This is a genomic window from Mesorhizobium sp. M1078 (genome assembly GCF_040318615.1).
In the GTDB taxonomy this organism is placed as follows: domain Bacteria; phylum Pseudomonadota; class Alphaproteobacteria; order Rhizobiales; family Rhizobiaceae; genus Mesorhizobium.
The window spans coordinates 670,179-692,095 of sequence record NZ_JAMYMP010000001.1; the positions used below are offsets into that span (position 1 = coordinate 670,179).

The 21,917-nt window shown below is 60.4% G+C and carries 28 protein-coding genes; 23 read left to right on the forward strand and 5 right to left on the reverse strand.

Features of this window, described 5'->3' with window-relative positions; translation table 11 throughout:
* Nucleotides 1-220 precede the first annotated feature (220 nt).
* From NKH38_RS03375 to NKH38_RS03385, 3 genes are all read right to left on the reverse strand, one after another.
* Entirely contained in the window at nucleotides 221-1,336 is a 1,116-nt protein-coding gene (locus NKH38_RS03375; RefSeq protein WP_352759083.1) for a site-specific integrase, read from the reverse strand.
* On the reverse strand, nucleotides 1,300-1,563 hold the full coding sequence (locus NKH38_RS03380) for a hypothetical protein (RefSeq protein WP_023807215.1): 264 nt from the start codon (nucleotides 1,561-1,563) through the stop codon (nucleotides 1,300-1,302). Before NKH38_RS03380 ends, NKH38_RS03375 begins: the two co-directional genes overlap by 37 nt.
* 197 nt (nucleotides 1,564-1,760) lie before the next feature.
* Nucleotides 1,761-2,579 (reverse strand): LexA family transcriptional regulator, encoded by an 819-nt coding sequence (locus tag NKH38_RS03385; RefSeq protein WP_023831675.1) that lies wholly within the window; start codon nucleotides 2,577-2,579, stop codon nucleotides 1,761-1,763.
* A 128-nt stretch (nucleotides 2,580-2,707) separates the two neighbouring features.
* Here NKH38_RS03385 and NKH38_RS03390 point away from each other — a divergent pair, with 128 nt between their 5' ends.
* The 8 genes from NKH38_RS03390 (at nucleotide 2,708) to NKH38_RS03425 (ending at nucleotide 8,239) form a co-directional block, all read left to right on the forward strand.
* The gene (locus NKH38_RS03390) at nucleotides 2,708-2,953 is read left to right on the forward strand and encodes a helix-turn-helix domain-containing protein (protein ID WP_023833685.1); all 246 of its coding nucleotides are present in this window, start codon (nucleotides 2,708-2,710) and stop codon (nucleotides 2,951-2,953) included.
* A gap of 97 nt (nucleotides 2,954-3,050) precedes the next feature.
* The gene (locus tag NKH38_RS03395) at nucleotides 3,051-3,911 is read left to right on the forward strand and encodes a hypothetical protein (RefSeq protein WP_023833686.1); all 861 of its coding nucleotides are present in this window, start codon (nucleotides 3,051-3,053) and stop codon (nucleotides 3,909-3,911) included.
* The gene (locus NKH38_RS03400) at nucleotides 3,904-4,257 is read left to right on the forward strand and encodes a hypothetical protein (protein ID WP_023831672.1); all 354 of its coding nucleotides are present in this window, start codon (nucleotides 3,904-3,906) and stop codon (nucleotides 4,255-4,257) included. The genes NKH38_RS03395 and NKH38_RS03400 overlap by 8 nt, the downstream gene beginning before the upstream one ends.
* Nucleotides 4,254-5,840: a DEAD/DEAH box helicase gene (locus tag NKH38_RS03405; RefSeq protein ID WP_352759088.1), complete on the forward strand. Its 1,587-nt coding sequence runs from the start codon at nucleotides 4,254-4,256 to the stop codon at nucleotides 5,838-5,840. The genes NKH38_RS03400 and NKH38_RS03405 overlap by 4 nt, the downstream gene beginning before the upstream one ends.
* Nucleotides 5,837-6,766, forward strand: a complete 930-nt coding sequence (locus NKH38_RS03410; protein WP_023807208.1) for a primase/helicase family protein — start codon at nucleotides 5,837-5,839, stop codon at nucleotides 6,764-6,766. Before NKH38_RS03405 ends, NKH38_RS03410 begins: the two co-directional genes overlap by 4 nt.
* On the forward strand, nucleotides 6,763-7,356 hold the full coding sequence (locus NKH38_RS03415; protein WP_023807207.1) for a hypothetical protein: 594 nt from the start codon (nucleotides 6,763-6,765) through the stop codon (nucleotides 7,354-7,356). Before NKH38_RS03410 ends, NKH38_RS03415 begins: the two co-directional genes overlap by 4 nt.
* Entirely contained in the window at nucleotides 7,353-7,640 is a 288-nt protein-coding gene (locus tag NKH38_RS03420; RefSeq protein ID WP_023831670.1) for a hypothetical protein, read from the forward strand. Before NKH38_RS03415 ends, NKH38_RS03420 begins: the two co-directional genes overlap by 4 nt.
* Nucleotides 7,607-8,239 (forward strand): DUF6456 domain-containing protein, encoded by a 633-nt coding sequence (locus NKH38_RS03425; RefSeq protein ID WP_245266145.1) that lies wholly within the window; start codon nucleotides 7,607-7,609, stop codon nucleotides 8,237-8,239. Before NKH38_RS03420 ends, NKH38_RS03425 begins: the two co-directional genes overlap by 34 nt.
* Nucleotides 8,240-8,336: 97 nt before the next feature.
* On the opposite strand, the gene NKH38_RS03430 is transcribed toward NKH38_RS03425, so the two are convergent.
* Nucleotides 8,337-8,621: a helix-turn-helix domain-containing protein gene (locus NKH38_RS03430; RefSeq protein WP_031195517.1), complete on the reverse strand. Its 285-nt coding sequence runs from the start codon at nucleotides 8,619-8,621 to the stop codon at nucleotides 8,337-8,339.
* 292 nt (nucleotides 8,622-8,913) lie between these two features.
* The gene (locus NKH38_RS03435) at nucleotides 8,914-9,114 is read right to left on the reverse strand and encodes a hypothetical protein (protein WP_245266144.1); all 201 of its coding nucleotides are present in this window, start codon (nucleotides 9,112-9,114) and stop codon (nucleotides 8,914-8,916) included.
* Between the two features lie 145 nt (nucleotides 9,115-9,259).
* On the opposite strand from NKH38_RS03435, the gene NKH38_RS03440 reads away from it, so the two are divergent.
* From NKH38_RS03440 to NKH38_RS03510, 15 genes are all read left to right on the forward strand, one after another.
* Nucleotides 9,260-9,766: a terminase small subunit gene (locus tag NKH38_RS03440; protein WP_245274121.1), complete on the forward strand. Its 507-nt coding sequence runs from the start codon at nucleotides 9,260-9,262 to the stop codon at nucleotides 9,764-9,766.
* Nucleotides 9,741-11,273: a terminase large subunit domain-containing protein gene (locus tag NKH38_RS03445; protein WP_031195513.1), complete on the forward strand. Its 1,533-nt coding sequence runs from the start codon at nucleotides 9,741-9,743 to the stop codon at nucleotides 11,271-11,273. Before NKH38_RS03440 ends, NKH38_RS03445 begins: the two co-directional genes overlap by 26 nt.
* Complete coding sequence (locus tag NKH38_RS03450) at nucleotides 11,270-13,501, forward strand: hypothetical protein (RefSeq protein WP_023831666.1); 2,232 nt, start codon at nucleotides 11,270-11,272, stop codon at nucleotides 13,499-13,501. The genes NKH38_RS03445 and NKH38_RS03450 overlap by 4 nt, the downstream gene beginning before the upstream one ends.
* A gap of 13 nt (nucleotides 13,502-13,514) precedes the next feature.
* Nucleotides 13,515-13,766, forward strand: coding sequence for a hypothetical protein (locus NKH38_RS03455; RefSeq protein ID WP_023833692.1), 252 nt, complete (start codon nucleotides 13,515-13,517; stop codon nucleotides 13,764-13,766).
* Nucleotides 13,767-13,816: 50 nt separating this feature from the next.
* The gene (locus NKH38_RS03460) at nucleotides 13,817-14,092 is read left to right on the forward strand and encodes a hypothetical protein (RefSeq protein WP_352759096.1); all 276 of its coding nucleotides are present in this window, start codon (nucleotides 13,817-13,819) and stop codon (nucleotides 14,090-14,092) included.
* Nucleotides 14,089-14,310, forward strand: a complete 222-nt coding sequence (locus NKH38_RS03465) for a hypothetical protein (RefSeq protein WP_023831663.1) — start codon at nucleotides 14,089-14,091, stop codon at nucleotides 14,308-14,310. The genes NKH38_RS03460 and NKH38_RS03465 overlap by 4 nt, the downstream gene beginning before the upstream one ends.
* A gap of 28 nt (nucleotides 14,311-14,338) precedes the next feature.
* Nucleotides 14,339-15,502, forward strand: coding sequence for a hypothetical protein (locus NKH38_RS03470; RefSeq protein WP_023831662.1), 1,164 nt, complete (start codon nucleotides 14,339-14,341; stop codon nucleotides 15,500-15,502).
* Nucleotides 15,503-15,526: 24 nt separating this feature from the next.
* Nucleotides 15,527-16,543: a phage major capsid protein gene (locus NKH38_RS03475; protein WP_023831661.1), complete on the forward strand. Its 1,017-nt coding sequence runs from the start codon at nucleotides 15,527-15,529 to the stop codon at nucleotides 16,541-16,543.
* A gap of 16 nt (nucleotides 16,544-16,559) precedes the next feature.
* Nucleotides 16,560-17,075, forward strand: a complete 516-nt coding sequence (locus NKH38_RS03480; protein ID WP_023831660.1) for a hypothetical protein — start codon at nucleotides 16,560-16,562, stop codon at nucleotides 17,073-17,075.
* Between the two features lie 81 nt (nucleotides 17,076-17,156).
* Entirely contained in the window at nucleotides 17,157-17,978 is an 822-nt protein-coding gene (locus tag NKH38_RS03485) for a hypothetical protein (RefSeq protein WP_023833693.1), read from the forward strand.
* Between the two features lie 5 nt (nucleotides 17,979-17,983).
* Nucleotides 17,984-18,685 carry a phage adaptor protein gene (locus NKH38_RS03490; RefSeq protein WP_023807195.1) on the forward strand — a complete coding sequence of 234 codons (702 nt, stop codon included), beginning with the start codon at nucleotides 17,984-17,986 and terminating at the stop codon, nucleotides 18,683-18,685.
* Nucleotides 18,682-20,265: a hypothetical protein gene (locus tag NKH38_RS03495; protein WP_023831658.1), complete on the forward strand. Its 1,584-nt coding sequence runs from the start codon at nucleotides 18,682-18,684 to the stop codon at nucleotides 20,263-20,265. The genes NKH38_RS03490 and NKH38_RS03495 overlap by 4 nt, the downstream gene beginning before the upstream one ends.
* Nucleotides 20,262-20,705, forward strand: a complete 444-nt coding sequence (locus NKH38_RS03500) for a GNAT family N-acetyltransferase (RefSeq protein WP_031195509.1) — start codon at nucleotides 20,262-20,264, stop codon at nucleotides 20,703-20,705. Before NKH38_RS03495 ends, NKH38_RS03500 begins: the two co-directional genes overlap by 4 nt.
* Nucleotides 20,698-21,711 carry a hypothetical protein gene (locus tag NKH38_RS03505; RefSeq protein WP_352759104.1) on the forward strand — a complete coding sequence of 338 codons (1,014 nt, stop codon included), beginning with the start codon at nucleotides 20,698-20,700 and terminating at the stop codon, nucleotides 21,709-21,711. The genes NKH38_RS03500 and NKH38_RS03505 overlap by 8 nt, the downstream gene beginning before the upstream one ends.
* A 3-nt stretch (nucleotides 21,712-21,714) precedes the next feature.
* A complete protein-coding gene (locus tag NKH38_RS03510) occupies nucleotides 21,715-21,912 on the forward strand; it encodes a hypothetical protein (protein WP_352759107.1) in 198 nt (65 codons plus the stop codon).
* Nucleotides 21,913-21,917 lie beyond the last annotated feature (5 nt).

Below are 21,917 nucleotides of genomic sequence, written 5' to 3' on the forward strand. Positions count from 1 at the left end.
TGTCAATGGCGCTCGGGTTGGAGGGTAGATGCGGCGGTTTAAGGGCGCGTTAAAGCAGGGCTCGTGCAGGCCGTTGAAATTCCTTACGAACTTCTTAATCCGTTACCGCGCGTTACCGCTGCCGTTACCGCTCTGTTCACGGCGCTTGACGCGCGCGTCAGCAAAGCGGTCGGCGGCCTCCAACACGGCGCGATCATACTGCTTGGTGGTGCTGGTTGCGCTATGGCCGGCGACCTTGCTGGCATCGTCCAGGCTGGCGTCGGATGCCCTGCCCTCGGTAATGCCTGAAGCTCGCAAGTCTCGAGCCCAAAGGGCCACGGGAAGGCCCGCGACCTTGCGATCGACCGACCACCGCTGCGCGAATATCTTGGCGCCAGGGCAACCCGTTTTCCTCGGCCACGATGATCGGCCCCTTGCGCTTCTCGATCGGCCAATGCTGCAGTTCTTCCATGACCATCGGCGCCTTCTTCAGCGAATACGAAATGCTGATGCCAGTGCTGTCGGCGGTCTTGGATGGCGTGTAGCGCAGCACCATGGCGGCGTCGATATCTTCCCAGCGCAGACCGAACCATTTCAGATCCCGGTCGGCGTCGAGCACTTCGGAAATTCCGCCCATGTCCATCGGCCACCACTGGCCGATCACGTCCCACAGGCGAAGCACTGTCTCGAAGCACAGGGCATAGGCGAGTGCCGACGAAGGCCGTCCGGCCTGATGCGCAGCTGCGCGCGCCGCAATGATCTGGTTGGCGGTGGCAGACTGCTTGCGGGGTTTTGGGTGGGGGAGTTTTTTCGCTGTCTCGCGCATGACAACAGCCAGTTCCGAGCAACCGGGCAGACGCATCATGATTCCGAAGCTGACGGCAGCGAAGAGCACGGCACGGGCAGTTGACGCTGCGGCGAGGTATCGCCCGTTCTCAGACCACACGTCGTGCCAGTCTATGAGGTCAACCCCGGTTGTCTCATCGAGGCGGACGCTGCCGACGTGGGCTTTGAGGTTTTTGAGGTAGTGATTGTAAGGCCGGAGCGACCCAGGCTTCAGCTTACGATAGGGACTGCGCTTGTGGGTCTCGTAAATGGTCAGCAGTGACTTGATGGCACCATCGAATTTCAGCGGATCGGCGCGATAGCCGGTGCGCCACAGCAGCATCTCGGCCTGCAGCGCATCGCACTTTGCCTTGAGCATCTCCGGCTGATCGGCGAGGTAGTAGAGGTTCACCGTCTTCGGGATATAGCCGTTCTTGACGTCGTTCTCATCGGCAATCCAGTGCGGTACGCGCCCGCCGGCGCGCTTGATCCATTTCAGGCCTGGGGCCTTTGTCTGGTCTTCGACTTCCATTGGCTTGCGTCCGCTTTGCCGGGTGGCGCCGTTGCCGTGGTTGGGCCGGTTCCGAGATAGTTTTCGTAGAACCTGCGCACCAAGGCGACCGGGCGCCCTCCGTGAAATTCATCAATAGCCGGGAAACCGGGCTTGTTGGCAAGGGTTGGCAGGCGCTCGCGTGTCCATTTTTCAGCCTTTTCCCTGCCGACGATGGCTTCTGCGATCTGCAAATCGGTCGCGAACATCGGCAGATCGTCCAGGGTTATAGCCGGCGGCACGAGCCGTCCGAATCGACATTGAGCGGGCGGGCGAGATCGGCGAAGATTGAATGAGCGGCTGTGTGCATGGGATGGCTCCTCTATCGATGAAGCCATTAATGCATTCTGCATTAACCAAGTCAATGCATTGCGCACTGATTTATGCGATCGCGCGCAGAAAAAAATTATAGGCGCGAGACCTGTCCGACGACGCGACCGATGATTCGGACATGTTCAAGCAATGCGTTCTGCGGAGGGTGAGCAGGATTGTCGGAAAGGATTGTGACCGCCGGCGGCTGGCTGAACAGTACCTTCGACAGCCGCTTTACTCTGGGCTCGCCGTCTCCGTCATCGAACACATAAATGCCGTCGGCGCCGAAGCTGCTTTGCCTGGTGTCAACGATGATCCGGTTGCCGGGATAGAGCGTCGGAACCATGCTATCCCCGACGACCGCCATGAAGATCGAGCCGGCGGGCGACGCCTGCAGCTCATGCCTGAAGAAGCTGTCCGGAATCAGCCATTCATTCACGACCTTGTGCCCGGTCACCGTCCCTGCGCTCGATATGGCCACCACCTCGGCCCCTGCCTGTCCGTGACCGGCACCGGGCCTTACATCAATCTCCGGCGTAGCTCCTGGCGTCTTTGGCGTGTAGCGCTGCGCACCTGACAGGACGCCGCCGTCATCGCCAATATTCTCGCTGTCGATGTGGCTGACGTGGTCAGGCTCGGCTGGGTCCCATTCATCAATCGAAATCCGCTCTGGCTCTCTCAGGCCGGCGTCCGAACGTGGTCCTTCGCCGAGCATTAGCCAGGCAAGCCGGACATTGAAAAATGACGCATAGAGCTTAGCGGTTTCGGTGTCGAAATCACGCGAGCCGTTTTCATGGCCGGCGTAGGTGCCGACCGGCACCTTGAGGTCCTCCGCTGCTTTAGTGGCTGACCTGTAGCCAGCGTATAGGCGCGCACTGCGTAGGCGGCTGGCGCGATTATCCTCGGACGGCATAGAAAATCCCCATGAAAATTGAATTCCGATGCATTATGCATGAAAAGAGTGATGCGCGCTGCATTGTTTTCTGCCGATGACGTGCTATGCTTAACGCATTGATAGCTGCCGAACGCATAGGAACGTTGATGACCGAAACGCCCGACATCGCAGAAGCAGCACCGATAACGCCGTCCGACATCGTGGCGATCCGCAACGCCCGGAACTGGAAGCGTTCGAACCTGGCGGCCTACCTCGGCTGCAACTACACGACCGTCTGGCGCATGGAAAATGGCAAGATCGCAATCGACGGCGCCCATCGCCGCTTGCTGCACCAGCTGAAACCTGCCGCGAGAAAGCGTTCACTGTTGTTCGCACCTGCGACGGCACGGTGATCGCCTGCGACCCGTCGACCGGGATCACGGCATCCGCCCTTACCGTTGACGAAGCCTTGGCGGAACTTCGCCGACTGCTCGCTATGAAAGATGCCGCATGATGATCCGTAAAACCGCGAAGACAGCGCCGGCGACCCGCTCACTTACCGAACGGGAGGCCGCCGCGCTTACAGTCCGCATCCGCAAAGCCGTTGACAATGTGTGGGCGCTTCTCCTGGAGGCGCAGGAGCGCGAGGCATGGAAGGCGCTGCGCCATGCGACCTGGGAAGCCTATGTAAAGGCCGAATTCGCAATGTCTCGGCGTAATTCCTACCGGCTTCTCGACCTCGGCCGCGTCGTCCGCGAGATCGAAGATTTTGTGCCGCATGCGGCACAAATCACGCAGCGCGACGCCGCTGCGATCAAGGACGATTTGCCGGCTGTGAAGGCCGAGATAGTCGCACGCATCGATAGGGGTGCTGAGCCTGCAAAGGCCGCCACCGATGTCATAGCGGAGAAGCGCGCCGCGAAGGATAAAGCGAAGGTCGACCATGACCGCCAACGGGAACAATCCCGCGCTGCCCTGCCCGATGCAGTCAAGCAGCACGTTACCACTCGCGGAGTCGCTAAGACCAAAGCCGACGGCTCGAATGTCGAGACTGTAGACCGTGTGTCTGAACTGGAAGAACGGGTGCGCGGCCTGGAAGCGGACAACGCATCGCTCAAGGCTGAAAACGCAAAGTTCGCCGACATGTGGGTGCAGTATCAGCAAGGCGGCTTCGAAGCTGTGATCGCTGGGAAGGACGAAGAAATTCGCACCCTCAACGCCCGGCTGATCCAGGAGAGCGAAGACAAGGCCGGATGGATGAAGCGGGCAAAGGGGTGGCAGAAGCGCGCCACTGATCTCGGCTGGTCCGGCGACGTGGTCATTCCCCTTGATCCGCGATCTTCGGATGATGAGGTCATTTCCCTTGGCTGACGTGGCCGATCTCTTCAGCAGAGTGCGGTCGTTTGGCGCAAACATCGTGCTGGACGGCAACTCCCTGCGGATCGTGAACCCGAAGAAGCTGCCTGCATCCGCGAAAACGTACATCACCAAGAACAGTCAGGCCGTCGCCGAATATCTGCGCTCGGACGAGAACATCGAATTCGAAGAGCGTGCCGCGATCGTCGAGTTTGAAGCTGGCGCGCCTCGCGAATGGGCCGAACAGTTCGCCCGCTATCTGTCCCTGACCAAGCCGGCCGGGGTTTCGGAAATGGACTGGTCCTGGTTCCTGACGACGTGCGGTCGCATGATCGACGAAGCGCCGGGGGTAGCGGTATGAACGCGCTTCCGCCAGCCCATCACCAGATATCGCTCCGTCCTCACCAGATCAGAACGGAAGAGCTTTTGCGGCAGCGTATCCGCGAAGGCGCACGCCGGATCATCTTGGTGGCGCCGACGGCGTTCGGGAAGACAGAGACCGCAATCGATCTCGTGACCAAAAACCAAGCCAAGAATTCTCGAGCCTGGTTCATCGTGGATCGCGTCACGCTGATCGACCAGACCAGCGAGCGCTTCGCAAAATACGGCATCGACCACGGCATTATCCAGGCCGATCACTGGCTGACCGATCCGACGAAGCCTGTGCAGGTGGCATCGGCGCAAACGCTAGGACGGCGCAAATATCTGGACAGCGAGCTGCCGAAGCTCATCATCATTGATGAGGCTCATTGCGAATACCAATCCAATCTTGAGCTGGTCGAACGCGCCAAAGACGCCATCGTCGTCGGTTTGACCGCGACGCCTTTCACCGACGGTATGGCCGACCACTGGGACGCCCTCGTCAACGGCGCGACGACAAATCAGCTTCTCGCGGATGGTTGGCTGACCCCGCTCAAGATCAAAGCGTGCGTCGCGCCTGACATGAAGGGCGCGAAGAAGGCGTTCACCGGCGAGTACGACGAAACCGACGCCGGCCAACGCGGGATAACAATCATTGGCGACGTGATCCATACATGGGTTCAACAGACACAAAAGCATTTCGGGGGTCCGGTGAAGACCCTCGTTTTCTCACCGTCCGTTGCCCACGGTGAAGAGCTTTGCCGGCAGTTCGCCGCGGCTGGCTTCAACTTTCAACAAATCAGCTACCTGGACGCCTCGGACAAAGAGCGGCGCGACAAAATCGAAGAATTCCGCAAGCCGGACAGCGCGATCCACGGGCTCGTTTCCTGCGCGGTACTGACCAAGGGCTTCGACGTGCCGGACGTGATGTGCGGCATCTCCTGCAGGCCCTACAGAAAATCCTTCTCGTCCCATATCCAAGAGCTTGGGCGCGTGATGCGCATTTCCGAAGGCAAAGATTTCGGGCTGTGGCTGGATCACTCCGGCAACTGCGTCACGTTCGCTGAAGACACTGCCTGGCTGTTCGAACATGGCGTCCACAGCCTGTCGAGCGCTCAAAAGAAAGACGACGAGGCTCGGGAGCCCAACCAGAAAGTCAAACAGAAATACTTTTGCGGCGAGTGCGGGCTTCAAATGGAGCCCCACCACGCTGCTTGCGTTTCCTGCGGCTGGCAGCGGCCGAAGTATGGCGAAATTCAAGTCGTTGAAGGCGAGCTGATCGATGTCGATTTCAGCATCAAGAACGCCTTCACGCCGCGCAAAGGTCTGCGCGCGAAATGCCTGGAAGATCCGAAGTCGATCTGGAACACGGCGCTGGCCTATTGCCTGTCCAATGGGCGCAAGGGGGAGGAATCGTCTCGCAAGTGGGCCTATGGCGTTTGGCGCGGCATCTACCCCGGCAGCAAGCTGCCCTATGGCCTGTTCGATGCGGCCTGCGAACACAGCCAGGTGAAGGTTGACGAGTGGCAGCTTGTCGAACGCGAAATCAAACGGTTCCGCAACAAGCCGAGGCGCGCCGCATGAGCATCGAAGACGCGATCGACGACGCATGCTCTTCGGTCGGCATCATTCCGCCAAAGGAACGCAGCTACGGCAAGTGGCTTCACACCGACACGCTGTCCGGGAAGAACGGCAAGGGCGACGGGCGCGTCATCATCAACGAAACACACGTCACGGCCTTCAACTGGCAAACCGGTGAGACTGTAACCGTCGGGATGGGTGGGGAGGTCGAGAAACGCGATCGGCAGAAAATCGCAAAGCAAATCGAGTTTTCAAAGCGCAAGAAGCAGGCCGACGCGGCACGCGCTGCCCGACTAGCGTCGGACATGATCGCCACGGCCAAGATCGCCGCGCACCCCTACCTGGCCGCGAAAGGGTTTCGTGACGAAAAGGCCATGGTGATCCGGGTGGAAGATGTGCGTCGGATCGGCGGCGATTACCTCGTGCCCGATGCCGGCTGTTCTTCCGCGATGGTCATACCGGCCCGCATCGGCGGCCAAGTGGCGTCTGCACAATTGATCTGGGAAGACGGCACCAAGAAGTTTCTTTTCGGCGGGGCCACATGGGGCGCTGCCCACCGGATCAGCACCGGCGTCGATACCTGGCTCTGTGAAGGCTATGCAACGGGCCTCTCCGTCCGCGCCGCTCTGCAGGGGATGAAGATCAAACCGACCGTCCTCTGCTGCTTCTCGGCCGCCAATATCGTCACTGTAGCTGGCCACAGCGGCGGGCGGGTTTTCATCGCGGCTGAGAATGACAAGCCGCTGAAGCAGTTCGATGGCCTCGGCGCCAGCGAATACTACGCCCGCAAAACGTCGCTGCCCTTTGGCATGCCGCCCGATATCGGGACGGACTTCAACGACCTTCACCAACGATCAAGCATCTTTGCCGTGCAGCGAGCCCTGACAGCCGTCATGGCGAACGCAGCGCGCAAGAAAGGCACTTCATGAAAAAGGAACTCGACACCTCGAAAGCTTCTTTCAAACTTGACCTCATCGAGACAGCCAACGCGGACCCGGTGATGACTGCTGCCGACTTGAAACTGTTGGCGGCATATATGTCGGTCATGGAATGGCCTTCGGGTAAAGCATGGCTTTCCATCACGCTGGGTTGCGCAAAAACCGGACTGAGCGAACGGCAATATTGGACAAGCCGAACGCGTCTCGCCGGCAAGAATGAAGCCAAAAGGCCGTACATGATCGCTGCCGGCGGCTCCGGCACCGTTGACGCGTTCAAGCTGATCAATCCCTGGCGGGATGAAGCAATCGAGCACGTCGCGGCCATGACGGCTTTCCATCGAGAGCGCTTGAGGCAACAAAAGGCCAAATCTCGGCTGAAGAAGATAACGTCGCAAACAAGCGATGTGTCACTGCAACCATTGCAGGGACATAACCCCGGTTGTCACTGCAAAATTTGCAGTCCTGTCACTGCAACCATTGCAGACAAGTACCCCTCAGATAGTACCCCAAGGAAAGAAGGGGCCGGTAAGAATAATCCTGGCTCGAACGTTCTGCCCTTCGGCAAGCGGAAGGCGTCATGATGCAAACGCTCTCCCAGGCTGAACTTGATGACGCGTACCATCACGCGATCTTCGACTGTGACCAGGCGCTGTCCGATTACATCCGTCGCGCCTTCAAGCTGCGGCAAGAGCAAATGGCATGGAAGGGTGTAAGCCCGATCCTCTGGGACACGATCCGCAACGATCTGCACGAGATGCTGGCGCAAGCTTTCCACGAATGTGAGTTCAAGCACCTCGGGCCGGAGCGGTACGATCAACTGATGGACAGACTATGGAAGCGCAACCCGGAGCAACAACCAGTATGACGAAAAGCAGGAACAGCAAGCTGACCGTTCCGAAGATGCGGAAAGGCGAAGCGGAACAGGCGAAGATTCGGCGAGACCTTGGCCATGACTTCGCTGTCCAGAAGGACGATCACGGTCGCGACCGGCTCATTGCCGGCACCGCCGACGCAAGGCGCGTCTACGATGTCAGCAATGGCGGCTATATCAGCACGGGTGGCATAGCCCGGGTTCGCAATGTCGATCCCCTCAAGGGCATTTCGAGCCTGACATACAAGCAGCGGGACGCGGGTACTCGCTATCGCGCTGACTTCGAATTGGCGACGCGCGAGGGCCTGAAGACCATGGGCATGGGCGAGCGCGTCGACGGCGGCCGATCCGGTGCGAGTGTCCCGGCCAAGCTGATCGACAACCACGCGGTGATGGCGCGGGCGCGGCAAGCTCTGGTCTATCCCGAGATCCTGGCTGTAATCGATGCGGTATGCGGTCTCGGGATGTCGATCAAGGAAGTGGCGCAGCGGGAGAACGTGGTCCGAGACATTCCGGCCCAGCTCTTGCGCATGGGTCTGGAACGTCTCGTTTTTCACTACGGGTCGCAGTCCGCAACCCGTCACAACAGTTGAAACGTGCCGTCACGTATGGTAGAGATTTGGGCACGGTGACGATTTGCGCCGGAACCCGCCCGAATGAGGCGGGTTTTTTGTTGCGCATCGGTTTTTATCACACAAGCGGATCGGTAAAGGCCTTCGCGTCTGCCATCAGCTGTTCATACCAGTCGAATGACACAATATCCGACATCGATCCTTCCCCGATCTTTCCTTTCGCGCCGTGCGCCAATGCAACCCGTTCTGCAGCAAGGATATGCATCCTACGAAGGGTCGCCTTGCCCCCCTCGATTTCTTGGTAGGCACGCAGTTTCAAACCCAACTCTTCGGCCATCTGTGTTTGCGTCAAGCCAAGATCATTGCGGAGCCATTCCAATTGTTGTGCGTTCATCGCTTCCATTGAATTGAGCCCTGCGTTGCGCTATATCGGGACCGGGTGAGGTTTGGACCCCCACCCGGCTCCGGTGTTACCGGCCTATGGAGAGAGCCAATCTCCATCTGCCGAACCGGACGTGGAAGGTGAGCTTGAAGCTCATGGTGTCCTCCAGTCCGTTGCCGAAGCGGGATTGCTTCGGCGAAATGAATATACGCAGAAACTGCGCATCGCGCAACCGAAAAGCGCAGAAACTGCATATTATTTAGAGCCGCTTCGGGTCCAACCGGGCGGCTTTCGCTTTAGAGGTGCGGCGCACCTACGAATCGCTGGGTAGCTCCTGCCTGCGCTTTGGCTGGATAGGCGGGGAGTTAAGCCTTATCAGCTGACCGGCCGCAAAATTCCTGGCAAATTCTTCGTTCTCGAAAAGATGCTGGGTGGTTTCGCCGTTCTCAAAGATCTGCACCGCCCATTGGCCGTCGATCCTTTCGACACGAACACCATTTGTACTCTCGTCCACGGTCGCCACTCCCAAACACGAGCCCCAACGAACCATTTCAGTCGCAAGGTTCAAACGTATAATTCCGCATGCGCTCAGACCGCAAGGTGCCTCAATGCCCGCAACAGAGCTGACCCCGAAGCAAGCGCGCTTCATCGAAGAATTCATGATCGACCTGAACGCCACACAGGCGGCAAAGCGGGCCGGCTACAGCGAATTGACAGCCCAGGTGCAAGGATCGCGCCTATTATCGAATGTTATGGTTGGCGAGGCCATCGCAGCGCGGCAAGCAGCCATCGCTGAAAAGCTCGGCGTCACTCAGGAACGCATCGTGGCCGAGCTGGCGAAGATTGCCTTTTCCGATATTCGCAAGGCGGTGCAGTGGGGCCGCAGCCCGATCGACACGGAATCGGAGAACGCCAAGCCGAATGGTCTCGGCATCTATCCGGTCGAGTTGGTCGGCAGCGACAAGATTGACGACGACACGGCCGCCGCGGTCTCTGAAGTCTCGCTTACCCAGACGGGCATCAAGATCAAGATGCACGACAAGAAATCGGCGCTGGTCGACCTGGGCAAGCATTTTGGCATGTTCAAGGAACGCGTCGAGCTCACTGGCAAGGACGGCGCCGCGCTCGTCCCGGTGGTCAATGTCCGCCTCCGCAGCCGCAGCTGAAATCAATCTCGACCTGCACGACAAGCAGGCGCTGGCATTCGAGACGGAAGCAACCGAAGCGCTCTATGGCGGTGCTGCCGGCGGTGGCAAGTCGCACCTGATGCGCGCGGCCGCCATAACCTGGTGCGCGGAAATCCCAGGCCTTCAGGTCTATCTCTTCCGCCGCATCCGCGACGACCTGATCAAGAACCACATGGAAGGCCCCCAAGGCTTTCGCCAGATGCTCGCCGGCTGGGTGGAATGCGGGTTCGTCACCATCGTAGAGGATGAAATTCGGTTCTGGAACGGATCGAGGATCTATCTCTGCCACTGCAAAGACGAGAAGGACCGTTTCAAATATCAGGGCGCTGAAATCCATGTGCTGCTGATCGACGAGCTGACCCACTTCACCGAAGTGATTTACCGGTTCCTCCGCAACCGCGTGCGCATGGTCGGGATCAAGGTTCCGCCGCAATACGCCGGCCGCTTCCCGCGCATCCTCTGTGGAGCCAATCCGGGCGGGATCGGTCACCAGTTCGTCAAGGCAACGTTCATTGACGGCGTCCTGCCGCTGAAGGTGTACAAGGCCGAAGTCAGCGAAGGCGGCATGCAGCGGCAGTTCATCCCTGCGCAGCTCGAAGACAACCCATCAATGAACGACAACGATCCCGGCTATGAAAGCCGGCTGATGGGTCTCGGTTCGGAGAGCCTGGTGCGCGCAATGCGCTATGGCGACTGGGACGTTGTTGAGGGCGCCTATTTCGACAACTTCGAACGACGCCGGCACGTCGTCAAACCATTCGCCATTCCAGACCACTGGACACGCTTCAGGGCGGGCGACTGGGGCAGCGCCAAGCCGTTCTCTTTTGGTTGGTATGCGGTGGCGTCCGACGATACGATTGTGCCGTCTGGCGTGGCTGGCGCGCCCGGCATCGTCATTCCACGCGGCGCGCTCATCAAGTACCGCGAATGGTATGGCGTGAAGATCGACAAATCGGGTCGCTATCTGCCCAACACTGGTCTGAAGCTGCATGCAGAAGCGGTCGGGGCCGGTGTCCGCCAGCGCGATTATGACGACACGATCAGTTACGGCGTCCTTGACCCTGCTGCGTTCAGCCAGGACGGCGGGCCATCGCTGGCCGAGAGGATGGCGAACGGGACGAACGCTAACGGATCGACCTTCCGGCGCGCGGACAACAAGCGAACGGCTGGACGCGGCGCAATGGGCGGCTGGGATCAGTTGCGCGGCCGACTGACTGGCGACGAGGACGGCCGGGCGATGCTGTTCTTCTTCGAAACCTGCATACACACGATTCGGACCCTGCCGGCGCTGCAGCACGACGAGGCGAACCCGGAAGACCTCAACAGCGACCAGGAAGACCATGCGGCCGACGAGACGCGCTACGCGTGCATGTCGCGGCCATGGGCGGCCAAGACCAAGACGCCGGCTCCCAAGGTGCCCCAGGGCCATGTCCAGCTTCCCGGCGTGCCTGACGACGGCAACGGGCGTCGAAGGATTCGCATATGATCAACGACACTGAAGACGAGATCGACAACACCGCAGATGATGCGGTCGACCCGTCGCTGAAGCCGAAGGCCTCCAAGGGCTGGCTGAAGCTGATCACGGATCAGGAGAAGGCCGGCTTTGCCGACTATCAGACACGGTGCACCAACATCCAGAAGCGGTATGCCGATCTGGAGCGCCTGGCGAACGTCACCCGCGACCGCGAGTTTCAAATCTTCTGGGCCAATATCGAAGTCCTGAAGCCTTCCATGTATTCCCGCCCACCGGTTCCGGTGGTCGCGCCGCGCTTTCAGGACAGTCGGCCGCTCCCGCGCACGGCATCGGAGCTTGTCGAGCGCTCGACGGCGGTGACGTTCGATCGGCAGAACATTGACGGCGTGATGCGGCTGGTGCGAGACGACCTGGCCACGATTGCGCGCGGCTGCATGTGGATCCGGTACGAGACCAAGAGCCGAGAGAACGGCTACACCGAAACCGTCTGCATCGAGCACAAGAACCGTCGCGACTTCGTGCATGATCCCGCCCGAAACTGGAAGGAAGTGGACTGGGTCGCGGGCGGCGCATGGATGACGCGCAAAGAGATGCGCAAGCGCTTCAAGGCGACGTCAGGCAACGCCTATCAGGATGCCGAGTTCGCCAAGCGCAAGGACGACAAGAACAATACCGACGGCAAGCTGAAGGCGCGGGTCTGGGAACTGTGGTCGAAGTCCGAAAACAAGGTGGTGTGGCTGTCACCGGGCGTTGATGTCGTGCTGGACGAGGGCGCGCCGCACCTCACGTTGGAAAACTTCTTCCCGTGTCCGCAGCCGGCCTATGGCACGTTGCAGCCGGAGAGCCTTATCCCGGTTCCCGATTACGTCTTCTACAAAGACCAGATCGAGGAAATCAACGACATCACCAACCGCATTTCGGCATTGACCGAAGCGCTTCAGGTGCGTGGTTTCTATCCGGCCGGCGCCGGCGAAATCGGCGATGCGATCGAGGCCGCGGTTAAGACGCGCGATCCGCGCCAGATCATGGTCCCGGTCAGCAATTGGGCCGCGTTCGGCAATGGATCGGCCAAGGACACGGTTGTCTGGCTGCCGACCGACATGGTGGCGTCGACCATCACGCAGCTGATCGCGCTTCGCAAGCAGCTCATCGAGGACATTTACCAGATCAGCGGCCTGTCGGACATCATGCGGGGCGAGAGCAACCCGAACGAAACGCTCGGCGCGCAGCAGATCAAGACGCAATACGGCTCTGTCCGCATTCGCGACCGGCAGAACGAGCTGGTGCGCATCGCTCGCGACGCGGCGCGCATCATCGCCGAGGTCATGGCAGAGAATTTCCAGTCGAAGACGCTGCTGGAAATGAGCCAGATGGAACTGCCGAGCGAGGCCGATATCGCCAAGCAGGTAAAGCCGCTGGAGGCCCAAGCCAAAAGCATCGAGAAGGAATTGCAGGGCGCGTCGCGTGATCCCGAAATCGCCGCGATGGCGAAGCAGAACCCGGAAGCCGCGCAGCAGATAATGCAGCAGGCTCAGGGCCAGATTGCCGAGATCACGAAGCAGATCGAGGAGCTGAAAAAGACCGTCACCATCGACCAGGTGATGGACTTCCTGCACGATCAGAAAATCCGGCCGTTCAGTCTCGACATCGAGACCGACAGCACCATCCAGCCCGACGAAAATGCCGAGAAGCAGCGCCGCAGCGAGTTCCTGACTGCGCTTGCTGGCACGCTCGCCCAGCTTGGCCCGATGGTGCAGGCACAACCTGAGACGGCTCCCTTCGCTGCCGAGGTGCTGAAATTCGCCATGGCGCCGTTCCGTCCCGGTCGCAGCATGGATGCGACGATTGACGAGTTTGCGGAGCAGATGAAGGCGATGGGTTCCCAGCCTAGGCCAGATCCCAGTGCCGGCAGAGCGGAAGCTGACGCCAAGGCCAACGAAGGCAAGATGGCGGTGGAAAAGGCCAAGTCTGACGCCGCAATGGCCAAGTCACAAAGCGACGCGGAAATCGCCAGAACCAAGGCGGAGGCCGATATCGCCCGGATCAACGCTGATGCCGCGCAAAAGCAGCGCGAGGCCGATATCCGCATCCGCGAGATCGAGGCCAACGCGGCCGCCGCAGCTCAGAAGCACGAGCAGGACATGCAGAAGGGTCAGCTCGAAATCGAAAAGCTGCGCCTTCAGGTGCTCGGCCAAGCACAGAAGAACGCCGCGCCTCAGCCAGCTGCTGCTCAACTTTGAAAAGGACAATGCCATGCCAGTCAGTGCTGATGAACTCTGCCGGGGCGGCATGAGCTATCCGGTGGCAATCGAGGTTGCCCGCCAGATGAACGCGGGCCTCACCAATGGCAACGTCGACCGGCTTATGTCCGTTGGGGTGCCTGGCGAGCAGGCAAAGGAACTGGCCAAGCAGATCAACGCCGGTGTCTTCGATGCGCACAAGCTTGCTTTAAGCAATGTGAACCCGGGCGTTGCAACTCTGCTGAAGCGGACCAGCGGCCTGTGATGGCTTACACGTGGATCAATCTCGGCGACGGCCGGCAGGTTTTCCACAAGGTGGATACCGCCAAGCCGAAGCGCTCGCATCTATCGGCGCCAATGATCAATTCGGACACCATGTCCGAAGTCCAGTCGATGCACGACGGCAAGGTCTACACCTCGAAATCGGCTCTTCGCGCGACTTACCGCGCCGCCGGGCTCGAGGAAGTTGGCAACGATCCGGCACGGCTGCGGCCCCGCAAGCGTCCGAAGATCGACCGTAAGGCGATCAAGGAAACAGTGCTGAAAGCAAAAGCCCGATTTGACCGCGGCGAACGGGTCCGGGCGCCGTGATTAGCGCCGGCCTCGCCAACGCGATCGAGGCATCATTCAAAGCCAGTCGCCTCGATATTGGCCAGCAGGCTGTCTTGTGTGTCGCCATGCTTGAGGGCGCGCTGTCCCTCATCATCCCGAACGACATTCGGGCGAAGATGGAAGAGAAATTGCTGCGCGGAATCACGCGCGAGCACATCGACCAGGCGCTGGAATTGATGCGCCAGGACCACCAGTAACCAGCAATCCCTCAGACGGAGCAATCCCATGGAAGACTTGAACGGAGGCGCTTCGGCGCCCGCCGAAATCTCGACTGTTGCCGACGACGCGCAGACGCCGAATCCGATCAGCACCGAACCCAACACCGCCGAGCCCAAGCCCGAACCGGAAGCAAAGAAGGCGCCGACCGCTCGCGAAGCGCTGAAGGCTGCGGCCGAAAAGGTCAATGAGAAGGCCAAGGCCGAAGAGACCGACACCGGCAAGAAACCAGTGGAGGCCCAGCCCAAGCCGGGCGAGAAGGCTGCTGACAAGACCGACAAGACGCTTCCCGATCCGAAGCCGACCAAGGACCCGAACACCACCCAGCAGCCTGCCAAGACGGCAGAGACGGCCAAGACTGAGCCCGGCAAGCCTGCCACTCAAACCAGCCATGCCGAGGCTCCCGCGCGCTTCAAGAGCGACGCCGCTGCGATGGCCGAATGGGAGAAGGCTCCCGACCCGGTCAAGGCGGCCGTTCACCGCTCGATCCGCGAGCTTGAAGCCGGCATCGAAAAGCACCGCGTGCCAGCGGAGGAATTCGAGAAGGTCCGGGACTTCCACGAACTGGCCACCAAGAACAACACGACCATGCGCGATGCGATGACGCGCTACACCAATCTGGAGCGGACGCTACTCTCGGACCCGCTGAAGGGCATTGAGGCCGTCTGCGACTATGCAGGCATCTCGCTTCGCCAGCTCGCTGCGCATGTCATGGGCCAGAAGCCCGACGAGGTGCAGGGCCAGAATGACGCGACGATCCAGCAGCTCAAGCGCGAGATCGAGACGCTGAAGCATAGCGTCGGCGGCGTCACCAACACGATGCAACAGCAGCACGTCGCAACGATCGATGCGCAGGTGCAGAAGTTCGCGGCTGACAATCCCCGTTTCGAGGACCTGGCCGAAGACATCGCCTTTTTCCTGAAATCAGGCAAAACCGCCGATCTGGCCGAAGCTTACAAGCTTGCGGAAATGCTCAATCCCGACCCGGCCGCATCGACCACCACAGTTTCAGCAGCGCCTCAGACGCGCACCGCTCAAGACCCCCAGGCTCAGACCCTGAAGGGCCAGAAATCAATCACAGGCGCGCCCTCGGCTGGCTCAGACCCGGCAACGAAGCGGGCTTCAACCTCAATCAAGGATTCGCTCCGCCGAGCTGTCGCTCAGGCCGGGTGATCCCCGTCATAAAGGAGGGCCGACATGGCTCTTACTTCCGTAGAAAAGAACCAGGAGATTTTGTCTCTGGCGCTTGAGGATCGAGCCTCGGGCTACCAGGACCTGGTCTCCAATTCCAACGCCTTGCTCAACGTGCTGAAGCGCAAGGGCAAGTTCAAGGAATACTCCGGCCCGAAGATCCGCCAGCGCCTGCTCTATACCAAGACGGGTTCGGCGGTCTGGTATAACGGCTTCGACTTCCTCAACCCGGTTCCGGCCGAGTTGTTCAACGACGCCGAATACTCGCCGAAAATGTGCGCCGTCGCCGTCACTCTCGCAAACGAGGACATCCTCAACAACGAGGGCGAAAACCAGCTCATGGACATTCTGGAGTCTCATATCGAGGCTGCGGAAGGTGAGCTGCAGGACGAGGTCGACATCTCGCTCCACGGCAACGGCACCCGCTTCGGCGGCAAGGAACTGGGCGGCCTCCAGCTGGCGGTTCCGACTGTGGTCAATTCCGGCGTCTATGCCGGTATCGATCGCGGCGCCAATGCGATCTGGCGCACTTCGGTGTTCGACGCGAATTCTGCCTTCCCGGCTATCGGAACGCAGGTCACGGCGACCACCATCCGCCCGATGCTCAACTCGATCATGACGCAGCGCTCGCGTGGCACCAGGGCCGCCGATCTCCTGCTGATGTCGCCGGAGCATTACGCGGCCTATGATGCGGCCACCGTGGCAATCCAGCGCGTCAACGATGTCTCTGGGCTCGGCAAGCTCGGCTTTACGTCGCTGAAATACTTCGGCGCCGGTCGCTCCGCTGAAATCGTCCAGGAAGGCGGCATCGGCTCCAACATGCCGGCGAACACGACCTATGGTCTGGACACCGACACGCTCTGGCTCCGCTACCACCCGGAACGCAACTTCAACAAGATCGGCAAATCCATGATGCCGATCAATCAGGACGCGAATGTCCAGTACATCGGCTTCATGGGCGAACTGACGATGAACAATCCGCTGTTCCAGTGGAAGCTCATCGACAGCAACCCGGCCGCGTAAAGGAGGATCCAGAAAAATGGCTTACGTTCCTCACACTCCGCATCTCGGCCTTCCGCCGATCGCCGCAACGCTGCCGGCCTCTACGGCGGCCGGGCGCTCCACTCCTGGCCCTTGGCTTGGTCAGATCATCCAGGCGCAAGATCCGGTCTACGGCGTCGGCGAGTTCATCTATCTCGCTGGCGTCGCCACCACCGGTCTCGGCTCGTGGGTGCTCTACAATCCTGACGATTGGTCGACGGTGCTCCTCGGCCCCGACATGATCGGTTCCGTTGCTGTCGCCATGTCCGCGAATGTCGCCAGCCAGTTCGGGTGGTATCAGATCAAGGGCAAGGCGATCGGCAAGGCTCTGGTCGGCTTCCTCGACAATGCCAACGTCTACGCCACGGCAACCGCCGGCAGCGTTGACGATGCTGTTGTCGCGGGGGACCGCGTCAAGAACGCCAAGGGCGCTTCTGCGGTCGGCGTACCGTCTGCCGGTCTCGCCGAGTTCGAGATCGATCGACCGTACGTGGACGACGCTCTGGCCGCGTAACCCGGCCAATTCCAACAGGACACTGAAACGGGGGCTTCGGCTCCCGTTTTTCTTTGCACCCTCTCAGACAGGAGTTTCGCCATGAGCGCGAACCAGAACATCGTCAACGTCGTTTTCCGAAATCACGTCATTCCCAACGAACAGGCCAGCAGGTCCGCCGGCCGGCCGATCTTCACCGATATGGAGGTCTGCGACCTTTCATTCCCGGCAAACCGCCAGACCAAGGCGACCTATCCGGCACATGATGCCGAACCGAACGCCACGCGCGAGAGCATCGCGGCCGGCGGCGGTCTCATCACCTATGCGCAGCTCTACAACAAGCAGTATCTCGCCTTCAAAGACGGCACCTCTCAGCCGCTTTCCGGCACGCCGCTTTCCGAAGCGCCGTTCCTGAAGGAAGGCAAGCGCCGCGAACTGAAGGCTCTCGGCGTCCACACAGTCGAGCAGCTGGCTTCGCTGGACGGCACCCCGCTCAAGCAGCTCGGCATGGGCGGCCGCGAACTGAAGAACCAGGCGCAGGCCTATCTCGACAATGCGGCCGGCAGCGCCGACATCGTCAACCTTGCGGCCCAGGTCGCGGCCCTGACCCAGCAGTTGGCGGATGAACGCCGGCTGCGCGAGGAGTTCATGCAGGCAGGAAAGCCACTGGAGGGCGCCACTGCGACGGCCAAAGATACCGCCGCCGACGATGAACCCGGCGACGAGGATGAGGAAACCAGCGAGGACGAGGACGGCGACGAAGAGACCGAGCAGACCACGCCGCCAACCGCTGCCGAGATCGAGGCGATGGATGATGAAGCCCTGAAGGTCTACATCGCCAAGGAAACCGGCTCCCGGCCACGCGGCAATCCGAACCACGACACCTTGGTCGCTGCGGCCAAGGAACTGGCGATGGTGGACTGATCGCAATGACGATCCTCAGCGTCATCAAGGATGTCTGCACGGTCATCGGCTTGACCGTGCCGACCGCCGTCTTTTCGTCGACCGACCGCGAGCATATCGAATTGCAGTCGCTCGCGAACGAGATGGCGCAGAGGATCGCATTCGACACACGGGACTGGACGAAACTCAAGACGCTTGCCACGCTCACTGGCGACGGCGTTTCGACCGGCCTCAATCTCCCGGCCGATTACCAGCGCATGCTGAAGAAAGCGCGTGTCTGGCCGTCGGCAAGCCCTTACACGTCGCTCACGCACTATCCCGACAGCGACGAGTGGCTGGGCCTGGCGGTGCAGAATTTTCAAATCCTTGTTGGCGCATGGACGATGATCGGGGATCAGATCCAGATCAAGCCCGCCACCCCCAACCTGGCCACGGCGCAATTCTATTACCTGACCAACAAAATCGTGAAGGACAAGGACGGCGCCACAAAGGCAGCTTTCACGGCTGACGATGACGTGTTCCGCCTCGATGAGCGCGTTTTGAAGCTCGGCATCATTTGGCAATGGAAGGCCAACAAAGGGCAAGCCTATTCCGAGGACATGGCGACCTACGAGGATGCCATCGCGGTCTCAGCTGGCGCCGACAAGGGCTCCAACATCCTGGCCGTCGGTCGGCGCCGCTCGACGATTGACGCCGACTTTGCCTTTCCGGGAGTAATCACGCCATGAGGGCCGGCTTCAGGCGCGTTCCTGTTGCTGCCCAATCGCAGCAGCGTCACAGCACGCTTACATTTCCGGCACCGATCCGGGGCAAGATTTCGAACGAAAACCTCGCTGCGTCGAAGCCGCAGGGTGCCCGCGTCCTCGAGAACTGGTTTCCTACGACAACCGGCATCCGATTGCGTGGCGGCGAGAAGAAGAAGGCGACGATCGGCACTACCGCAGTGGTCAGCATGATGTCCTATGACGCGTCGCCGGGCCGCTTCATGTTCGCGGCGGATGGCACGAAGATTTTCGATGTCACGAACCCTGCCAACCCCAATGTAGCGCCGGCTCCCGTCGTTTCCGGGCTGACCAGCGGCTATTTCTCCTATGTGCAGTTCGAGACCGCTGGCGGCGACTATCTGTCGGCGGTGAACGGCACGGACAGCATGCGCCAATTCGACGGCACGGCATGGACCACGGTGGCCGCGCTGGGCACCATTGCCACGAACAAGCTCTCGCACGTCTGGACCTATCGCAACCGCGAATTTTTCATCCAAAAAAACAGCCTTACGGCGTGGTTCCTACCAGTCGATACCATTGCCGGCGCCGCCGTCGATCTCTCACTTGCCGGTGTCTTCCAGAAGGGCGGATCGCTGCTTTTTGGCGGCACCTGGTCGCTTGATGCCGGCGACGGCGTCGACGACAAATGCGTATTCGTTTCAACCAAGGGCGAGGTAGCGGTCTACGAGGGTGCAAACCCCGCCGATCCGAATGGCTGGTCGCTCGTCGGCCGCTATGACATGTCGCCGCCTCGCGGCAAGCGCGCAGTGATGCAAGCCGGTGGCGAACTGCTGATCGGCATGGATGATGGTATCATTCCGATTTCCCAAGCTATCCAGAAAGACCGTGCGGCGCTTTCGATGATCAGCGTTTCGCGCAACATCGAGCCGGACTGGCGCAGGGAAGCTGCAGCTCGCGCCAACCTGCCTTGGGAAATCCTGAAGTGGCCGCTGTTCAACATGGCAATCGTCTCGCTGCCGGCGGATGTCGGACAGGATGCGAGGTGCTTCGTCGTCAACCTGCAAACCGGTGCATGGGCGGACTACACAGGCTGGGATACGCGATGCCTAGTCCTGCATGACGGCTGGGCGTATTTCGGGACGTCGGACGGCAAGATCATGCAGTGCGAGGTCAGCGGCAGTGATGATGGCTCGCCTTATACCTGCACCTATGTTGGCCTGTTCGATCACATGAAGTCGCCGGCGCGGAGCAAGATCGTTCACATGGCGCGGACGGTCTTTCTGGCCAGCCGCAAATTCATCGCCAAGCTTTCAGTCTCGAAGGACTATCAGGTCTCGCTGCCGTCGGCGCCGTCGTCGGTTGCCGACGATGTCGTTTTCGATGAATGGGATCTGGGCCTCTGGGATGTTGCGAAGTGGGACGCCAGCGCAACGAAGACGGTTTCCACGAAATGGGTCTCTGTCGGCCTGACGGGCTTTGCCATCGCGCCTCAGGTGCAGGTCACATGCGGTATCACTCCGACCCCTGATGCCGAGCTCGTCGCGATCGACATGACCTATGAAGTCGGTTCGGTGGTCGTTTGAAACTGATTTTCGGCCATAGCGAAGCGATCGCTCGGTTCGTGGCCGACATGACGCCGGGCTGCGAAACCGGCTTCGGCAAATGCCAGGCGATCGGCGTGGGCGATGACGAAACCGGCGAACTAGTCGCCGGCATGGTGTTTCATGACTTTCAACCAGGACCGGGCCTGATCCAGATTTCGAGCGCTTCGAAAACGCCGCGATGGCTGACGGCGGATGTCCGCCACATCATGTTTTCGTATCCGTTCGACCAGATCGGTTGCCAGATGGTCGTTCTGCAGGTTTCCGCAAAGAACGAGCGCATGGTTCGGATCGCGAAGGCCTTCGGCTTCACCCCTTACCTGATCAAGCGCATGCGCGGCCGCGACGAAGACGGCTACGTTTTCACGCTCACTGAAGAAGACTGGCGCAACGGCCGTTTCACGAGGAAGACAAATGGGTAAAGCCTCAGCACCTAAGCCGCCAGATCCCAAGGAAACTTCCGCGGCGTCGACCGGGACGAACATCTCGACCGCTATTGCCAACTCATATTTGAACAATGCCAATCAGGTCGGGCCTGATGGCACGATCACCTATACGAACAGCGGCACGCAATCGATCACTGACCCCTATACGGGCAAGACCTATCAAATCCCGACGCGCACCGCGACGACGACGCTTTCCGCCGCGCAGCAGGCGATCAAGGATCAAACCGACAAGGCCCAGCTGAACCTTGGGACGCTGGCCAATACTCAATCCGCGTTCCTGCAAGACTATATGTCGAAGCCGTTCGACGGCTCGAACGACGCCACCGAAGCACGGCTGCTGCAGCTTGGGAAAGCGCGCCTCGATCCGATCTTGGCTCAACAACAGGATGCCTTGGCAACAAAGCTCTCAAATCAGGGCATCAAGCTCGGCTCGGCCGCCTATGACCGTGCGATGGCCCAGCAGGGCCAGAACGTCAATGACGCCAACAACCAGCTAATCCTTTCGGGGCATGGGCAGGCGTTCGCGGAGGGCCAGGCAATCCGCAACCAGCCGATCAACGAAATCACGGCGCTGCTTTCCGGATCGCAGGTCAGTTCGCCACAGGCCGCCGGCTATACCGGCAGCACCATTCCGACAACCGACAACGCTGGGCTGATCAACCAGAATTACCAGCAGCGCGTCGACGCAGTGAATGCAAAAAACGCGCAGACCGGAAGCTTGGTCGGTGGTCTTTTTGGTCTCGGCAGCAACCTCATCGGACTGTCCGACGACGACGCAAAAAAGGACAAGGAACGGCTCGCCGACATCACCCCGGAAATGGGGCTGTGGAAGTTCCACTACAAAGGCGAGGCGAAGGGCGCTCCGATGCGGCTTGGGCTCATGGCCAGCGAAGTCGAGAAGGTCCGACCCGATGCTGTTTCGCGCCGGCCTGACGGTTATCGCCAGGTCGACTACGGCAAAGCTCTGTCGCTGGGGGCCTGAGACATGGCGTTGTCATTCATCTTCGATGCCGAGAAGGGCGAGACGCCTGCGTCAGTCGCCAAGAAGCGGGCAATTGTCCAGGCGCTGATGTCTTCTCAGCGCGCGCCGCAGAACATCGGCGAGGGCTTGAATGCGCTCGGCGATGGCATCGTGCAGAATGTGCTCAACAGGCGCGCCGACGCGGCAGAGACCGCTGGATAAGCCCA